Annotated in this window: 15 protein-coding genes and 1 other RNA gene; 14 read left to right on the top strand and 2 right to left on the bottom strand. The window is 51.0% G+C overall.

All coding sequences use genetic code 11. The features are described from left to right. Positions 1–167 precede the first annotated feature (167 nt). From RB297_RS17695 to RB297_RS17665, 7 genes are all read left to right on the top strand, one after another. On the top strand, positions 168–644 hold the full coding sequence (locus tag RB297_RS17695; RefSeq protein ID WP_096773049.1) for a YaiI/YqxD family protein: 477 nt from the start codon (positions 168–170) through the stop codon (positions 642–644). A 41-nt stretch (positions 645–685) separates the two neighbouring features. Then, positions 686–2,503 carry a DNA primase gene (gene dnaG / locus RB297_RS17690; RefSeq protein WP_015734206.1) on the top strand — a complete coding sequence of 606 codons (1,818 nt, stop codon included), beginning with the start codon at positions 686–688 and terminating at the stop codon, positions 2,501–2,503. A gap of 42 nt (positions 2,504–2,545) precedes the next feature. Continuing rightward, the gene (rpoD, locus tag RB297_RS17685) at positions 2,546–3,676 is read left to right on the top strand and encodes an RNA polymerase sigma factor RpoD (RefSeq protein ID WP_036666181.1); all 1,131 of its coding nucleotides are present in this window, start codon (positions 2,546–2,548) and stop codon (positions 3,674–3,676) included. A 261-nt stretch (positions 3,677–3,937) separates the two neighbouring features. Further along, on the top strand, positions 3,938–4,696 hold the full coding sequence (locus RB297_RS17680; RefSeq protein WP_096773050.1) for a tRNA (adenine(22)-N(1))-methyltransferase: 759 nt from the start codon (positions 3,938–3,940) through the stop codon (positions 4,694–4,696). Continuing rightward, complete coding sequence (locus RB297_RS17675) at positions 4,672–5,787, top strand: Nif3-like dinuclear metal center hexameric protein (RefSeq protein WP_375121032.1); 1,116 nt, start codon at positions 4,672–4,674, stop codon at positions 5,785–5,787. The genes RB297_RS17680 and RB297_RS17675 overlap by 25 nt, the downstream gene beginning before the upstream one ends. An 88-nt stretch (positions 5,788–5,875) precedes the next feature. Continuing rightward, positions 5,876–6,282: RNase P RNA component class A (gene rnpB / locus RB297_RS17670), an RNA gene on the top strand. 312 nt (positions 6,283–6,594) lie between these two features. Further along, positions 6,595–6,873, top strand: coding sequence for a hypothetical protein (locus RB297_RS17665; protein ID WP_015734209.1), 279 nt, complete (start codon positions 6,595–6,597; stop codon positions 6,871–6,873). Positions 6,874–6,941: 68 nt separating this feature from the next. Here RB297_RS17665 and RB297_RS17660 read toward each other — a convergent pair whose 3' ends face one another. Next, positions 6,942–8,870 carry a S8 family peptidase gene (locus RB297_RS17660; RefSeq protein WP_192569229.1) on the bottom strand — a complete coding sequence of 643 codons (1,929 nt, stop codon included), beginning with the start codon at positions 8,868–8,870 and terminating at the stop codon, positions 6,942–6,944. A gap of 254 nt (positions 8,871–9,124) precedes the next feature. Between RB297_RS17660 and RB297_RS17655 the strand changes: the two genes are divergently transcribed. From RB297_RS17655 to thiI, 6 genes are all read left to right on the top strand, one after another. Beyond that, the gene (locus tag RB297_RS17655; RefSeq protein ID WP_009592128.1) at positions 9,125–9,631 is read left to right on the top strand and encodes a YpuI family protein; all 507 of its coding nucleotides are present in this window, start codon (positions 9,125–9,127) and stop codon (positions 9,629–9,631) included. A 138-nt stretch (positions 9,632–9,769) separates the two neighbouring features. Further along, positions 9,770–9,994: a DUF1540 domain-containing protein gene (locus RB297_RS17650; protein WP_006209042.1), complete on the top strand. Its 225-nt coding sequence runs from the start codon at positions 9,770–9,772 to the stop codon at positions 9,992–9,994. A gap of 69 nt (positions 9,995–10,063) precedes the next feature. Further along, positions 10,064–10,426: a hypothetical protein gene (locus RB297_RS17645; RefSeq protein WP_009592139.1), complete on the top strand. Its 363-nt coding sequence runs from the start codon at positions 10,064–10,066 to the stop codon at positions 10,424–10,426. 154 nt (positions 10,427–10,580) lie between these two features. Next, positions 10,581–11,270 (top strand): lytic transglycosylase domain-containing protein, encoded by a 690-nt coding sequence (locus RB297_RS17640; RefSeq protein WP_213577440.1) that lies wholly within the window; start codon positions 10,581–10,583, stop codon positions 11,268–11,270. A 168-nt stretch (positions 11,271–11,438) separates the two neighbouring features. Beyond that, positions 11,439–12,599, top strand: a complete 1,161-nt coding sequence (locus tag RB297_RS17635) for a cysteine desulfurase family protein (RefSeq protein WP_375121031.1) — start codon at positions 11,439–11,441, stop codon at positions 12,597–12,599. After that, the gene (gene thiI, locus RB297_RS17630) at positions 12,596–13,834 is read left to right on the top strand and encodes a tRNA uracil 4-sulfurtransferase ThiI (protein ID WP_096773055.1); all 1,239 of its coding nucleotides are present in this window, start codon (positions 12,596–12,598) and stop codon (positions 13,832–13,834) included. Before RB297_RS17635 ends, thiI begins: the two co-directional genes overlap by 4 nt. Before the next feature lie 132 nt (positions 13,835–13,966). Here the strand turns inward: thiI and RB297_RS17625 are convergent, their stop codons facing one another. Then, complete coding sequence (locus RB297_RS17625; protein WP_096773056.1) at positions 13,967–14,659, bottom strand: TerC family protein; 693 nt, start codon at positions 14,657–14,659, stop codon at positions 13,967–13,969. 128 nt (positions 14,660–14,787) lie between these two features. On the opposite strand from RB297_RS17625, the gene RB297_RS17620 reads away from it, so the two are divergent. Continuing rightward, positions 14,788–15,450 carry a TerC family protein gene (locus RB297_RS17620; protein WP_036666043.1) on the top strand — a complete coding sequence of 221 codons (663 nt, stop codon included), beginning with the start codon at positions 14,788–14,790 and terminating at the stop codon, positions 15,448–15,450. Positions 15,451–15,618: the final 168 nt, after the last annotated feature.

Here is a 15,618-nt window from a genome sequence, read left to right as displayed (position 1 = left end):
AAGCGACAGCCCGCGGTTCAGCGCGGGATGGCGCTTTCGCTATGAACGGACGGATTCAAGCAAGGGCAAGGTCATTGTTTATTTGGGCAGCAGGATTTTAATCGGCCAAAGACGTATATAATAATATACAGCATAATAAGGACCCAAGATTAAGATAAGAGCCGGTGATGCGTATGAACGAAAGCTCCATTTCGATCGTGGTTGACGGGGATGCTTGTCCAGTTAAGAAGGAAATCGCAGAGACTGCTCGTACATTCCGTGTGCCGGTGCTGCTTGTTTCTTCCTACGATCATCTGCTGCAAGCCGAAGAAGGGGTTACGACGATCCAGGTGGACCGGAGTGATCAAAGTGCCGACCTCTACATCGCTAACCACATATCCAGGGGGGATATCGTGGTGACGCAGGATTATGGACTGGCTGCGCTTGCGCTTGCCAAATCATGCCACGTGATCTCCTTTCGCGGCCGTATTTTCCATAATACGGATATCGATTTCATGCTGGATTCCCGTCACCATCAGGCGAAGGCGAGGAAACAAGGAAGGTATGGCAAAGGGCCCAAGAAACTGCTTGACGAAGACCGGAGGTTTTTTCAACATAAACTGACAAAACTTTTGCGTGAATTGCAGGAGAATGTCCACCCGTAGCGAATACTATTTACGTGCCAAAAGAGATGAAGGTGGTTTGGATGAGTACCGGACAAGGCAATATTCCGGATGATGTCATTGAGGAAGTACTGGCCAAAAGCGATATTGTGGATACGGTCAGCAAATACGTGCATCTTACCAAACAGGGGAAATACCTGAAGGGCTTGTGCCCGTTTCACTCAGAGAAGACTCCTTCCTTTACGGTTACACCGGAACGCCAAATCTTTTACTGCTATGGCTGCGGTAAGGGCGGAAACGCCATTAAGTTTAGAATGGAAATCGAAGGATTTTCTTTTCCCGAAGCCGTCAAGACAATGGCAGAAGAGAATGATATCTCGTTGCCGGAAGGTCAAGGAGTTCCCGTAATTCCTCGTAATCCGGAAAAAGAACGTTTGATTGAAGCGTATGAGCTTAGCGCCAAGCTGTACCATTTCCTGCTGAAGAATACGGAACATGGTACGGAAGCCATGAAGTATTTAAGAGCCCGCGGAATGAACGACAAGATGATTGATCAGTTTCAAATCGGTTATGCGCCAGATCGTTGGGACACGCTGGTTCAATTCCTGACCAAACGCTCCTTTGACTTGAAAGAGATGGAAAGAGGCGGTTTATTATCCGCAAGACATGAACAAGAAGGCTATCTCGACCGTTTTCGCGGACGAATCATGTTTCCGATACATGACCGCAGCGGCAAGGTCATCGCGTTTGCTGGCAGAATACTGGGGGACGGTCAACCGAAGTACCTGAATTCCCCGGAGACACTTCTATTTAATAAGAGCCGCACATTGTACAACCTGCACCAGGCCAAAACATCCATACGCAAATTGCGTCAAATTCTGTTATTCGAAGGATACGGCGATGTCATTTCGTCATGGGAAGCAGGACTGCACAACGGTGTGGCAACGATGGGAACCTCTCTAACGGAAAACCAAGTGGCAATCATGAAATCGGTGGCTGAAGAAGTTGTTGTTGTCTATGATGGCGATAAAGCCGGCATGGCCGCTGCGTCAAAAGTCATTCCAATGCTGGAAGGCGTTGGTCTCAAGGTACGAATCGCTTTGGTGAACGAAGGAATGGACCCGGATGATTATATCCGCAAGTTCGGTCCCGAGCGTTTCAGGCATGTGGTAGAAACAGCCGTTTCAACAACAAAATTTAAACTTATATATCTGAAGAAAAACCATATACTGCTAGAAGAAGATGGTAAAATTGCGTACGCCAAAGAGGCACTGCCCATTATCGCCGTACTGGATTCCTCAACCGAACGGGAGGTTTATTTGAGGGAATTATCCTCCGAGCTTCATCTTTCCTACGAAAGTCTTAAGCAGGATTGCAATCTGCTTCGGCAATCGATGCAAAAAAAGATGGGTGATGGGGATAATAAGGAAAAAAGGTGGAATAATGGTAGGCATAAAAAAGGGCGCCAGCCCGCCCCGGCACTTCTGCCTGCTTACCATGCTGCAGAACGGCGGCTGCTGTCGCTGATGCTGCAGGATGCGGAGGCCGCGCGATACGTTGGCGATCGCCTGGGAGAAGCGTTTAATATTGAAGATCATGCGGCAATCGCTGCTTATCTATATGCTTTTTACGCACAGGGCAAATCCCCGGATATCAGCCGTTTCATGTCATCGCTCCAAGACGATCGTTTGGAAATGACGGTCAGCTCGATCATGATGATGGAAGCACCCGCCGAGTGGAACGTTCAAGTGCTCGATGATTGCATACGCGAGGTGCTGAAATTTCCGCAGCAGAGAGAGATCGACCAGAAAAAAGAAGAAATGATAAAAGCGGAGCGCTCAGGTGATTTTTTGCGAGCCGCGCAAATTGCAAGTGAGATTATCGCCCTAGAAAGACAATGAAGCCCCGCGCATTGCTGTTTCTAGGGAGGAGGGAGTCGAATGATGGCGAATGATCAGCATACTGAACTAGAAACGGAATTTACGCTGGATCAAGTCAAGGATCAGTTGATTGAACAGGGTAAAAAGAGATCCGTATTAAGCTATAAAGATATTATGGAGAAATTGTCGCCATTTGATCAGGACACGGAGCAGATGGAAGAGTTCTATGAGCAGCTGGCCGACCTGGGCATCGATGTGGTAAATGAAAATGACGAAGAGGGCCCACACCGGCAATCGGGAGATTCCGAATCCCATGATAATGAGGATTTTGGATTTGACGACGATCTTTCACTGCCTCCGGGGATCAAGATTAACGACCCGGTTCGGATGTACCTGAAGGAAATTGGACGGGTTCCGCTGTTGTCCGCGGATGATGAGATTGAGCTTGCCAACCGGATTGAACAGGGAGATGAAGAAGCCAAGCGCCGTCTGGCCGAAGCCAACCTGCGTCTCGTCGTAAGTATTGCGAAGCGTTATGTGGGTCGTGGAATGCTGTTCCTGGATTTGATTCAGGAGGGCAACATGGGTTTGATCAAAGCCGTGGAGAAATTCGATTACAAAAAAGGCTTCAAATTCAGTACGTATGCGACTTGGTGGATTCGCCAAGCGATCACGCGCGCGATCGCGGACCAGGCCCGTACCATCCGTATTCCCGTGCATATGGTAGAGACCATCAACAAGCTGATTCGTGTATCCAGACAGCTTCTGCAGGAGCTTGGACGTGAGCCTTCGCCGGAGGAAATTGCTGCAGAGATGGAACTCAGCGTTGAGAAAGTCCGGGAGATCATGAAGATTGCCCAAGAACCGGTTTCGCTGGAAACGCCGATCGGCGAAGAGGACGATTCCCATCTTGGGGATTTCATCGAGGATCAGGAAGCACTCGCTCCTGCTGACGCGGCTGCGTACGAGCTTCTGAAGGAACAGCTCGAGGATGTGCTGGATACGCTGACAGAGCGCGAGGAGAATGTCCTTCGCCTTCGTTTCGGACTCGATGACGGCCGCACAAGAACGCTGGAAGAGGTCGGCAAAGTATTCGGCGTTACGCGTGAACGGATACGGCAGATCGAAGCCAAAGCGCTCCGTAAGCTTCGTCACCCGAGCCGCAGCAAACGGTTAAAGGATTTTCTCGAATAGCTTAATCCACGGACCTTCTGCAGTAACGCAGCAGGTCCTTTTTTTCGAATGCAAGCAGGGTGAATGAGGTTTCTTGGTTCTGGAATTTCTTCCTGCATTTGTTGTATTGGTCTTTATTTTAGCTCTTTTCCAGACCCATTGCAAATGACTTGCACCCGGTTGGTTTGCCGGATTTGCGGGTTTGCAGTTTGGTATCGTGTCTGTTAGGGTAATGAATAGATCGTGGATTGAACGAAAATATGGAATGTAAGGGTGTCAGCATTGAAATTATCAAGAAGATTAACGAAAATTCTGGAGAAGATTCCTCGCGGCAGCAAACTTGCAGATATCGGTTCGGATCATGCCTTGCTGCCCGTGGCTGCCGTGGAGTGCGGAGCTGCGGTTCAAGCTGTCGCCGGTGAGGTAAACCCAGGCCCATACGATGCTGCCGTCAAGCAGGTCATCGAATCAGGGATGACCGATGTCATCAGCGTGCGAAAAGGGGACGGATTGAATGTGCTCTCGGCCGGTGAGGCGGACGTGATTACCATTGCCGGCATGGGCGGCAGCCTGATTGCAGCGATTCTGGATCGCGGGATCGAGAAGCTGGCCGGCGTTCGCAGGCTTGTTTTACAGCCGAACGTGGGAGAGGACATTTTGCGCAGATGGTTGCATTCCCATGGCTGGGTGCTGATCGAGGAATGGATCCTGGAGGAAGACGGAAAAATTTACGAGGTGCTGGTCGCCGAGCCTTCGGATACAACCGACCTGACGAATGAACAGGTATACAAGGAAAGGGCGATCGGAGACGGTGTCCGGCTTTCTGCGGACTGGCTGTTCCGTATGGGGCCTTGGTTGACGCAATCCCCGAATCCGGTTTTCCACGATAAATGGACGTCGGAGATGGAGAAGATGGGGTATATACTTCAGTCGCTATCGCGTTCGGATCTGCCCACGGCAGCCGATAAGGCGAGCGAGATTCGATCGGATATCGAGTTTATTCAGGAGGTGCTGGCATGCTTGCCAAAGGACAAACCGTAATTCAATTCATGGAACAACTGGCCCCGAAGCACGTGGCCGAACCCGAGGACCGGATTGGGCTCCAGCTCGGAACTTTGCAAAAGGACATCCGCACGGTTCTGATTGCACTGGACGTGAATGACGAAGTGGTGGATGAAGCCATAGAGCTTGGGGCTGACCTGATTATCGCGCATCATGCGATTATCTACCGTCCGCTGAAGCAGCTGCAGACGGATACGCCGATGGGCAAGGTATACGAGAAGCTGATCAAACACGACATCGCGGTCTATGTAAGCCATACCAATCTGGACGTAACCGATGGCGGCATGAACGATTGGATGGCGGAGGCGCTGGGCATCGAGGATACGTCGCCCATCCATGACATGCATAACGAGCAGCTGTCCAAGCTGGTGGTGTTTGTTCCGAAGAGCCACCATCAAGAGGTGCTGGATGCCGTGCTCGGAGCCGGCGCAGGCTGGATCGGAAATTACAGCCACTGCAGCTTCAATATCGAGGGCTTCGGCACCTTCGTTCCAAGAGAAGGCAGCACCCCTTTTCAAGGCAAGGAAGGAAAGATGGAACGGGCAGACGAGGTCCGGATCGAAACGATTGTTCCCCACACCATTAAGAACAAGGTCATCCAGGCTATGCTGAAGGAGCATCCTTATGAAGAGGTTGCCTACGATCTGTATAACATGGACCTGAAGGGAAGATCCCTCGGTCTTGGACGGGTCGGGAAGCTGAAGGAGCCCCTGACGCTGGCTGAGTTGGTCGACGTCGTAAAAGAGAAGCTGGAGGTCCCTCATGTTCGCGTAGTAGGAGAACTCGACCGTACCATACGCAAGGCAGCCGTTATAGGCGGCTCCGGAGGACGCTACATGATGAAGGCGCTGTTTCGGGGAGCAGACGTGCTGGTAACGGGGGATGTGGATTATCATACGGCACAGGACGCGCTGGCCGCAGGACTTACAATCATTGATCCGGGCCACAATGCCGAGAAGATCATGAAAGTCAAAGTTGCCGAGTGGATGGAGCAGAAGCTGCAGGAGCATAAGTACGAAACTCGGGTCGTGGCTTCCCGCATCAACACGGAGCCGTTCCAGTTTGTTTGATTTCGGAATGGGAAAATAATCAGCTGTTGTTAATGTTTAATGGTTGTGTACCGCATGGAATCACGATATAATATGTAATGTTGTCCGGAAAGTTTGACAGACAATCGCTGGCGGCCTCAAAGCCGCGAGAGGAAAGTCCGGGCTCCATAGGGCAGGGTGCTGGATAACGTCCAGTCAGCGCGAGTTGAAGGATAGTGCCACAGAAATGGACCGCCGATGGCCGCCTAAGGGCGGCACAGGCAAGGATGGAACCGAGGTGTAAGAGACCCCGAGGAACGCTGGTGACTTCGTTCCTGGTAAACCCCACCTGGAGCAAGACCTAATGGGACGCAGTCTCCTTCGAGGAGACAGCCTTAGCCCGAGGCGCGTCCGGGTTGGTCGCTTGAGCCGATTAGTAATGATCGGCCTAGATAGATGATTGTCGCTTATGGTGGCAGGGTAGTTCCCGCTATGACCACGAAGAGCACAGAACCCGGCTTACGGAAAACTTTCCCAACTGCACAACGATTTTATGAATATGCTATAGTACAAACGCGTATTTTCTTTTCACTCCTTGCGGGGGTGTACAGGAAATGCGCGTTTTTTCAAGTATCAGAAAGTATAAACTTCGAAGCTTGGGTCTTCCTGATATCGCAAGAAACTTCCTCTAACCGTGGTCTGTGTTCTGAGAAAGTACGTCGATAGACGTTTTTCTTCTGAATTTGTGAAAATATTGGGAGATCATGTGCCCTGTACGGATAATCGTCCATACCAAATAGCCCTTGGGATAATAAGCTATAATCATCAACGGAAAGGAGATGCAAACACATGTCTTGTCATAACGATTATCCATGTCCTCCGGTGTCCCCGATTGTGTGCGATCCGATTGTAGTCGTGAGAGACCACTATGTACCGCAAATCGTACCGGTTATTCATCCTATAAAAGTGGTGGATAAGATTCACTGCGTGCCGGTAGAAAAACATCTGTACACGTACAGCGAAGAAGAAGTCGTAACCGAAAATGGAGGCTATGGCGGCGTTACGGTATCCGGCAAGCGTTCCAAGAAAGCTACAGTGCGTACCAGCCGTACCCGCCGGAAGAAATAAACGTGACGGCATTGTCTCGGATCATGAATAAAGCAGCCAACGCGAGAGGGCGGAAGCTGCTTTATTCTTTATCTTTTATCGTTTGAGCCGTTTAGTTTGCGGAGCTCTTGCTCCAGATTGCGAAGGGTATGGCCGGGCCACATTTGAAGAGGCACTTCAGGGGCGCCAACCGACTTCAAGGACTGGAAGATGTCGATCTGACCATGACCGTAATATTTATCCCTTCCCTTGTCGCCAAGATCCACCGCTTGATTGATCATGACATCCATGACCTCTTGATTGGTCAGGTCAGGATTAAGGGAACGGATGAGCCCTGCCATGGCGGCTGCATGGGGACTGGCCATGGAGGTCCCGGACAGAGCGGCATATTGATTTCCAGGGAAGGTGCTTGCGATATTGGTCCCTGGAGCGGCCACATCGATGTAATCGCCGTAGTTGGAATATTCCGCCCGCTTCTGATTGGAATCCGTTGCGGCGACAGCCAACACCTCCGGATAGGCGGCAGGATAGCCGGGGCGCTCCGTGTTGTCGTTGCCTGATGCGGCAACAAGCACAACGTCGCGATCATAGGCGTATTTAACGGCATCATGCAGGAACTGGGAGTCGGCATAGTTGCCAAGACTCATATTGATTACCTTGGCTCCGTGATCCGTGGCCCAAATAATGCCTTCCGCGACAGCATAGGTTGTTCCCGATCCGGATCCGTCGAGCGCTTTGACCGGCATGATTTTGTTGTACCAGCTAACGCCCGCAACGCCTTCGCCGTTGTTGACCAGGGCACCGATGATCCCGGCTACGTGCGTCCCGTGCCCCACATCATCCAGCGGCTGTTTGTCTTTCTCGACAATGTTGTATCCTTCCACCAGTTGTCCGTCCAAATCGGAATGCTGAAGATCCACCCCTGTGTCAATTACGGCGATGATGACATCTTCGCTGCCTTTGGACAGATCCCAGCCCCGGTTTGTCTCGATGACGGGCAGATTCCATTGATATTCCGAAAACAGTAGATCATTCGGAATATTGACTTGGGCATTCGCCCCATCCGGGAAATCCGAGTTAACCCGGGATTGAGGGCTGCGATCATTGGTTAAATAAATGTAGTGAGGCTCCGTGTATTTGATTTTCCACTTCTGCTGGAAATAGGAGCGAAGCTTCTGGTAATCCATATCTTTGGAACGGAAAACATAGGCATAACCCAGTTTCCTTGGCGTTTCGCATGATATTTCCTTGGAGATATCCAACAGCTGCTGCTTTGACGGTTCATTTTGAAAGGACACCACGATTTCATTTTCGTAAAAATGACTGGCCTTTTCATTATCATGGCCGGTTTTGACGGTGATGTCGGAGAGGGTATCCGCATGGATGGACTCGACCCGGAATTTTCCTTCCTTCGGATACGGAATTAAGCGGAGATTCCGCTTCTGGTGATTGCTTACCTCTTGGAGCACGGCTTGATTGACCAGGGCGGCAGCGCCATATCTGCCATCCTTGGACGGTTCGGCCACAACAAAATAAGGCTGCCCCGCCGCGTTGAATTTGGGGGAATCATAAGGTTCCCCGCGTTTCAATTTCTGCTGCGCCAGTTGAAAATGATGGGCGATCCGATTTTTGTCGGTTTTGCTCATTTTGGGAAGCTGGCCTTGAATGTCCGCCATCTTGTTTTCCTTGAGGTTATACCAGCGTACTTGCTGAAAATGCTTGTGCATCTTTTGCTCTTTCTGCGTATACGCCTTGACTTGCCCCGCGCTGCGCAAAGAATCATTGTTCAGCATTTTGCGGAGGTGTCCCCTGGCATCGAGACGGTTTAATTGATCCGTTGCCTGGATATCGCCCAGCATGGTAAAATGCTTGGCCTTGTTCTCCTGCTGGGGTTTTAAGGGCCGTGACGGTTCAGCCGTTGGAGCCGGCTGTTTCGAGCCGGGGATGAACAGCAAGATCAAAAGCGCGCCAATAACTGACGCTGCCCCTATAATGCTCCAAAAGGTACGAGATTTCACATATTTTCCTCCTCGCCGCATTTCAGGATGTAAGTAATCTTAGCGTGGGAAGAGTGCATCCTTTTTATGCGTGCAAGAAATCTTTAGTCAATAAGAGTGAATACGCCAAAAAAATGTACTAAAAATAACCTTGTAAGTGTATTCATGATAGGGATTTCGTTATCCCAAAATTTGTGTTAGGATAGTACATATTAGCATGACCGTCAGGCCGTTTTGGCCTGCAGGTCACGACCATTTAAGGGGGATCTATCGTAATGCCAGCAGACAATCTTCAGAAATTATGCTCAGAATCCAGAGAAAAGTTGAAATCTGCTATTTCGATTATGGAAACGTTTTTGAATGAACATGCTTTATCTCAATTGGTAACGGAACAGGACGAGGAAACCGTTCACTTTTACAAAGGATTCTTGTCGGATGTTCGCCATTTGCTCGTATTTTCTGAAGTTTCCTATGAGAAGCTAGGCGTTGTACAGCGTCGCCCTAATTTTGATATCGATTTTGCCGAGAAGGCTTTGTATAATTTGTATCATCGCTGCGTGAACAGCTTCTTCTATCCAAAAAATGAAAGTTATTCCGAAGATGGCCGTTACGCCTACACCGGACAGGATGCCATCCGTTTCCGGAAGAAGCCGGTACGTCCCGCACGTGACGTCATCATGAACATTACCAAGATTTATGAAGAGCTTCGCGACGATCTTGCTTATTACGAGAGCGATTATTTGACGGAGCGCCGGATGCAATCCGAGAGAAGCCACGCTTAGTATAATTATGGAAGACTCAAGAGATGCCAGCCGTTGGCATCTCTTTTTTGCGTTCCGCGCCTAAGGCACCAACTGACAATCGTTATCGTGCATACCGGCCCTAAACATAGGAAAAAATGTTGACGAGGTGATGCTAAAATGGCCAACGAAGCCAAACCATTAGTGAAGTGCAGTGTCAGCAATTGCCATTACTGGGGAGAACAAAATTTATGTCATGCCGAGATGATTATGATCGAGATTGACCGTCATGCGAATGTGAAACTTAACGAAGAGTATGGGGCAGAGCCTTACGTAGACGATCATCAGGATGTTGCTGACAAGTCTTCCGAGACCTGCTGTCTGACCTTCAAGCCGAAGGGCTGACGGGCACAAGCTCCGGATAAAGTCCGGGTACCGGGCACTTTAGGATGATGGAAATGGAGGAAGCGAGCTATGGATAAAAAACATCGCAAAAATAAAATGAAGGTTGTTCAAGGCAAGCGAAACCGGGTAGACTTCCCGCGGAAGGATCACCGCGAGGAATATGCTGCCGAGGTGGCTCCGCCGATGGAAACCTCGGTACGGCATGCAGACGAGGATAAGACGGATCTCTCCACCGGCCGGGCGGTCGGATACGTAGGCCTGGTATTAGGGATTGCCTCCTTGTTCATGTGGTCGGTCATTCTCGGACCTATCGCGGCTGTCGTGGGTTATTACGCATACAGCAAAGGCAGCAGAACGACAGGTGCTTGGTCCATAGGACTCGGCATTCTGGCGACGCTCAGTTATTTTATCTTGATTCCTTTCAGCAGATAATGATTGATTTATTTATCATCGTTTAATATGGGCGGGTCAACCGGGAAGGGTTGGTCCGCCTATTTTTTTGTCGAATAGGTATAGCAGATTGTTCCAGTTCCGTGATAAAATAAAGGACAAGTTTGAAATTTAACTGGAGAAAGTGAGTTAAACGATGCAAATAGATCCGATATCATGGAAGCAAATGACGGATGTATCACAGATGAATACGAATTCCACCGAATCGTCAGCCGGATTTGTCAATGTGCTGAGCAGCCTGCTTAACGAAGAATCCACTTCCAAACCGGTTGAACGTTCCATGACACAGCTGGCGCCCGGCGTCACCTTTAAGGACGGGCTGTTGTGGCAGCAGTTAGGCGTTGTGAATGAATCCGTTTCGTCGAGCACCTCGATAGAAGCAGAGATCAACGACACCGGGGCAACAAAGCCTACGACTTTTGAGGATTTAATCACGGCGGCAGGGGAACGCTATGGCGTGCCGGTATCGTTGATCAAAGCGGTCATCGACGCGGAATCCTCGTTTAATCCGCATGCGGTCTCGTCTGCAGGTGCCAAGGGACTGATGCAGCTCATGGACGGTACGGCGAGAGGACTCGGGGTAAGCAACCCTTTTGATCCGGCTCAGAACATCGAGGGCGGCACCAAATATTTGTCCAATCTGATCCAACGGTTTGGCGGAGAGATAGCCATGGTGCTTGCTGCCTATAATGCAGGACCGACACGCGTCGCGGGTTTGGGTGTATCCAGCGATGAAGAGCTGATGTCCGTGGCTCATGAATTGCCCAAGGAAACCCAGGCATACATTAGCAAAGTCATGAATGCCCAGTCGAAATACGCATTGTAGTCCGATCGGGGCGAATAGTAATCTGATAGAGGATCAAACGATAAGCGCCGCTTTGTCCAAGGCAAGATGGAGTGCGGCTTTACCGTTTGGTCTTTTTGTGTAAATATAAAGGTCTGGAATCATAAGCTATGCAATCTGCGATGCGTAAGATGGAAAGGGGAAATTACCTTGATATATTGGGATCACGCTGCAACGACCCCTCCTTTTGATGAAGTGGTGGACACGATGGCGGAAGTCATGAAGCTTCATTATGCCAACCCGTCAGCCCTTCACCGTTCAGGCGAAGCGGCCGCCAAATTGCAGAAAAGGGCAAGAGAGGTGTGCGCAGCCGCGCTGGACGTTAAGCCGGATGAGATCGTATTTACGTCCGGGGCAACCGAGGGCAATAACATGGCGATAAAAGGGGCTGCGATGCAGTACAGCAGCCGGGGCAAGCATATCATCACGACGGGAACCGAGCATCCGTCCGTATATGAATGCTGCAGACAGCTGGAAACGCTGGGCTGGGAAGTGACGTACCTTCCCGTGGATGCCGAAGGCATGGTGGATCTGGCTGCCTTGAGCGAAGCAGTCCGTAAAGATACGGTGCTGGTCAGCATCATGCATGTGAATAATGAAACGGGGGCCGTACAGCCGCTGGCGGAAGTGGGGCGTATCGTGAAGGAGCGGAACCCACGCACGCTGCTGCATGTCGATGGCGTACAGGGATTCGGCAAGCTCCCGGTCTCGCTATCCGGGTGGCAGGCCGATTTGTACAGCTTGTCCGCACATAAGTTCAACGGTCCAAGGGGAATGGGGGTGCTGTACATCAGGCAAGGCGTGCAGCTCTTTCCCCTGATATCCGGCGGATCCCAGGAGAGCGGGCATCGGGCGGGCACGGAGAATGTTGCCGGAGCGGTAGCGATGTCGAAGGCCATGCGATTGTCCAGGGAAAATCAGCCTGAGCTTTATGCCAGGATGACGGAGATCAGGGAGCTGCTGTTTCAGGGCATCCGCAAAATTCCGGGCTTGGTGTTAAACAGCAGCGAGCAGAGCGCACCGCACATCATTCATTTTTCGTATCCGGGATTAAAACCCGAGGTGATGGTCCATGCTCTGGAAGAGATGGGCATGCTCGTATCGACCAAATCGGCTTGTTCGTCCAAATTCAGCGAACCCAGCCGGGTGCTGTTGGCGATGGGAAAAGACAGGGAGGCAGCTTCCTCCGGAATTCGTATCAGTCTTGGCAAGGAGCATCAGCTGGGCGATGCAGCGCGGCTGGTCGAGGTATTGGCGAAAGTTTGCGGGAACCTGCGTCCCGTCATAGAAAGAGAGGGTAATCGGAGATGACTTACGATAAACTGCTGCTTCGCTTTGGCGAGTTTACCCTGAAAGGCAAAAACCGCAACCGGTTCGAGAGATCGGTGCTGAATCATATTCGAAGCGTGCTCAGACCGTATCCGGGCGCGAAAATCATCAAGGAATACGGCCGCCTGTACGTCGAGCTTAACGGAGAGTCTCCCGAGGCGCTGATTCAAGTGCTGAAGAAGGTATTTGGCCTGGTTTCCATCAGTCCGGTTCGCGTTTGTTCTTCGGAGCCTGAACGCATTATCGAAACAGCGGTTGAATTTGTGGGGCAGAAGGAACTGGAAGGCACGGTAACCTTCAAGGTCAATGCCAGAAGAGTATGGAAGCAATTCCCTCATTCCTCGCAAGAGATGAATCATTTGGTCGGATCGCCATTGCTGCGGACCTATCCCCAGCTTAAAGTGAAAGTGAAGCAGCCCGATATGGAGCTGCGCGTGGAAATTCGGGAGAACGAGACGTATTTGTACTATGAAGTGATTCCCGGCGCCGGCGGTTACCCCCTTGGTACGAACGGGAAGGCGATGCTGCTCCTCTCCGGAGGAATTGACAGTCCTGTAGCGGGCTGGTCAGCGATGCGCAGGGGACTTGAAATTGAGTGCGTCCACTTCTACAGCTTCCCCTACACCAGCCAGCTTGCGAAGGAAAAGGTCATGGAGTTAACGAGGCTGTTATCGGGCTATACAGGAAAAATCAAGCTTCACCTGGTGCCGTTTACCGATGTGCAGACCTCCTTTGTCGGCATCGGCCAGGATAATCTGATCATTACTTTTATGCGCAGAGCCATGTTACGGATTGCTTCCTCGCTTGCTGAGCGGGAAGGGGCACTGGCGATCGTGACCGGGGATAGCCTGGGACAAGTGGCCAGCCAAACGCTGCCGAGCATGAATGTGATCGGAAGAGCTACCGAGCTGCCGCTGCTCCGGCCGCTCGTCATGATGGATAAGAACGACATCATCAACATTGCGATGGACATCGGCACATTTGACACGTCGATTCTGCCGTATGAGGATTGCTGCACGTTGTTTGTTCCTAAATCGCCGACCACCAATCCGAATCTGAAGATTATCGAGAAGGTGGAGGCTTCGCTTACCGAGCTGCCTGCCTTGATTCAAGCGGCGGTTGAAGGCACGGAGACCGTGATCATCACGCCGGACAGTAAGATCGGCGAGCTTGGCGAGAAGCGTGAGGAGCCCGTAGTCAACGAAGACTGGTTCTAAATCGGGTATGAAGCTGCGGCCGCCATGGCGCCGCCGACAGAGCGTCTTATGCTATTCGATAAGATAAAAACCATAAAAACGCCCCGAGGCTTACGATAAGCCTCGGGGCGTTTTTATGGTATGTTGAGACCGTTAGGACAGGGTGGACGACTGACGGCGAGCGGCTGATTTTTTTTTTAGATGTCCTGCCGTCAGCACGCCGACGATGATGGCGGCAATGAACAGATACTTTATAATCTGGTGCCCTTCAAAGTACCCCATAAAATGCTTCTCCTCGGTAATCATGGAGGATGCCGTATATGCAAGCACCGCTGAACCTACATAGATAATCCATGGGAAGCGGTTGATCAGCTTGATGAACAGGGTGCTGCCCCATACCACGATGGGAACGCTGATGAGCAGGCCCAGGGTTACAAGGATCATGTTATGTTTGGCCGCGCCGGCAACGGCAATGACGTTGTCCAGGCCCATGGCGGCATCGGCTACGATGATGGTGCGGATGGCCGCGCCCAGGTTGCTGCCAGCCTTGATATTGCCGTGATCATTATTGTCGTCGGTCAACAGCTTGTAAGCAATGCCGATCAGGAGCACGCCTCCCACAAGCAGCAGCCAAGGGATGTTGAGCAGCCAGACGACAAGGATGGTGGCTATGATGCGGAGGATTACAGCACCTGCCGTACCGTAGATAATGGCTTTTTTCTGGGTTTCCTTCGGAAGATTGCGTGCCGCCAGGCCGATCACGATGGCGTTGTCCCCGGCCAATATCAAATCCAAAAACACAATGTTGATTAATGCAAGAAAAAATTCAGCGGCTGTGGTTTCCATGAATGTCACTCCTCTTAGAATACGTTCCACCATTAAACAAAGTGGATTTATTATAGGCCTATTTTTCCCGATGTGCAAGCATAGCCTGGACAAAAACCACATATGTGTAGAGTGGGGGTGTTGTTCTGGTGGAGACGATTTTTTTGTTGGGACAAATATTAGTGATCAATCTTGTACTCAGCGGCGACAATGCCTTGGTCATTGCTATGGCCAGCAAGGATCTTCCGGAAATACACCGCAAACGGGCCGTTTGGATCGGGACGGCGGGGGCCGTACTTTTGCGCTGCATTCTGACTTTTGTGGCCGTTCTGCTGTTGAAAATTCCGTTTCTGCAGGCTGGCGGCGCATTGCTGCTCATCTGGATCGCGGTCAAACTGATGATGCAAAAGGAACATGATCCTGCGAGCATGGCCAGGGCTTCCACGATATGGGGCGCGGTCAATACGATTCTGATCGCCGATTTTGTCATGAGCCTGGACAATGTCTTGGCAATCGCGGGGCTTGCCAATGGCGATCTCTCCCTGATTGTCATCGGGATTATATTAAGCATTCCAATTGTTGTATGGGGAAGCGGGATGATCTCCAGGCTGCTTCAAAAGTTTCCCGTACTGCTCTATATAGGTGCCGGTATTTTAGCTTTTACAGCAGGCGAAATGCTCATACAGGATTCTCGCGTCGGCCTGCTGCTGGCTTATTGGATGCCCTATGCGCACAGCTTGCTGCCGATTATCGTGGCGGGTTTCGTTGTTCTCATCGGCGGATTGCAGACGGTAAGACGGACCGGCGCGTAAACGGGGACATTACTGCAGGCTGCGGTGTTGGACATACTCATGCGGAAGCCGTAAACCGGATAAATGGACGACTGTCTCTCGCAGTCGTCCATTTCTTGTGATGCTAGGCCGATGCTCGTGGGCCGGGCGGGGTAATTTTTAAGCGGAACAAGCTCGGGATATGGTTTT

The organism is Paenibacillus sp. CR_12 (assembly GCF_041953985.1).
GTDB lineage: Bacteria > Bacillota > Bacilli > Paenibacillales > Paenibacillaceae > Paenibacillus_AQ > Paenibacillus_AQ lautus_A.
Note: the sequence above shows the minus strand (reverse complement) of the source record. Positions and strands in the feature narration are given on the sequence as shown.

Coding starts and splice junctions, on each gene's coding strand:
- RB297_RS17695 (WP_096773049.1), top strand. CDS start 168: ATGCGTATGAACGAAAGCTCCATTTCGATCGTGGTTGACGGGGATGCT.
- dnaG (WP_015734206.1), top strand. CDS start 686: ATGAGTACCGGACAAGGCAATATTCCGGATGATGTCATTGAGGAAGTA.
- rpoD (WP_036666181.1), top strand. CDS start 2,546: ATGGCGAATGATCAGCATACTGAACTAGAAACGGAATTTACGCTGGAT.
- RB297_RS17675 (WP_375121032.1), top strand. CDS start 4,672: ATGCTTGCCAAAGGACAAACCGTAATTCAATTCATGGAACAACTGGCC.
- RB297_RS17665 (WP_015734209.1), top strand. CDS start 6,595: ATGTCTTGTCATAACGATTATCCATGTCCTCCGGTGTCCCCGATTGTG.
- RB297_RS17655 (WP_009592128.1), top strand. CDS start 9,125: ATGCCAGCAGACAATCTTCAGAAATTATGCTCAGAATCCAGAGAAAAG.
- RB297_RS17650 (WP_006209042.1), top strand. CDS start 9,770: ATGGCCAACGAAGCCAAACCATTAGTGAAGTGCAGTGTCAGCAATTGC.
- RB297_RS17645 (WP_009592139.1), top strand. CDS start 10,064: ATGGATAAAAAACATCGCAAAAATAAAATGAAGGTTGTTCAAGGCAAG.
- RB297_RS17640 (WP_213577440.1), top strand. CDS start 10,581: ATGCAAATAGATCCGATATCATGGAAGCAAATGACGGATGTATCACAG.
- thiI (WP_096773055.1), top strand. CDS start 12,596: ATGACTTACGATAAACTGCTGCTTCGCTTTGGCGAGTTTACCCTGAAA.
- RB297_RS17625 (WP_096773056.1), bottom strand. CDS start 14,659: ATGGAAACCACAGCCGCTGAATTTTTTCTTGCATTAATCAACATTGTG.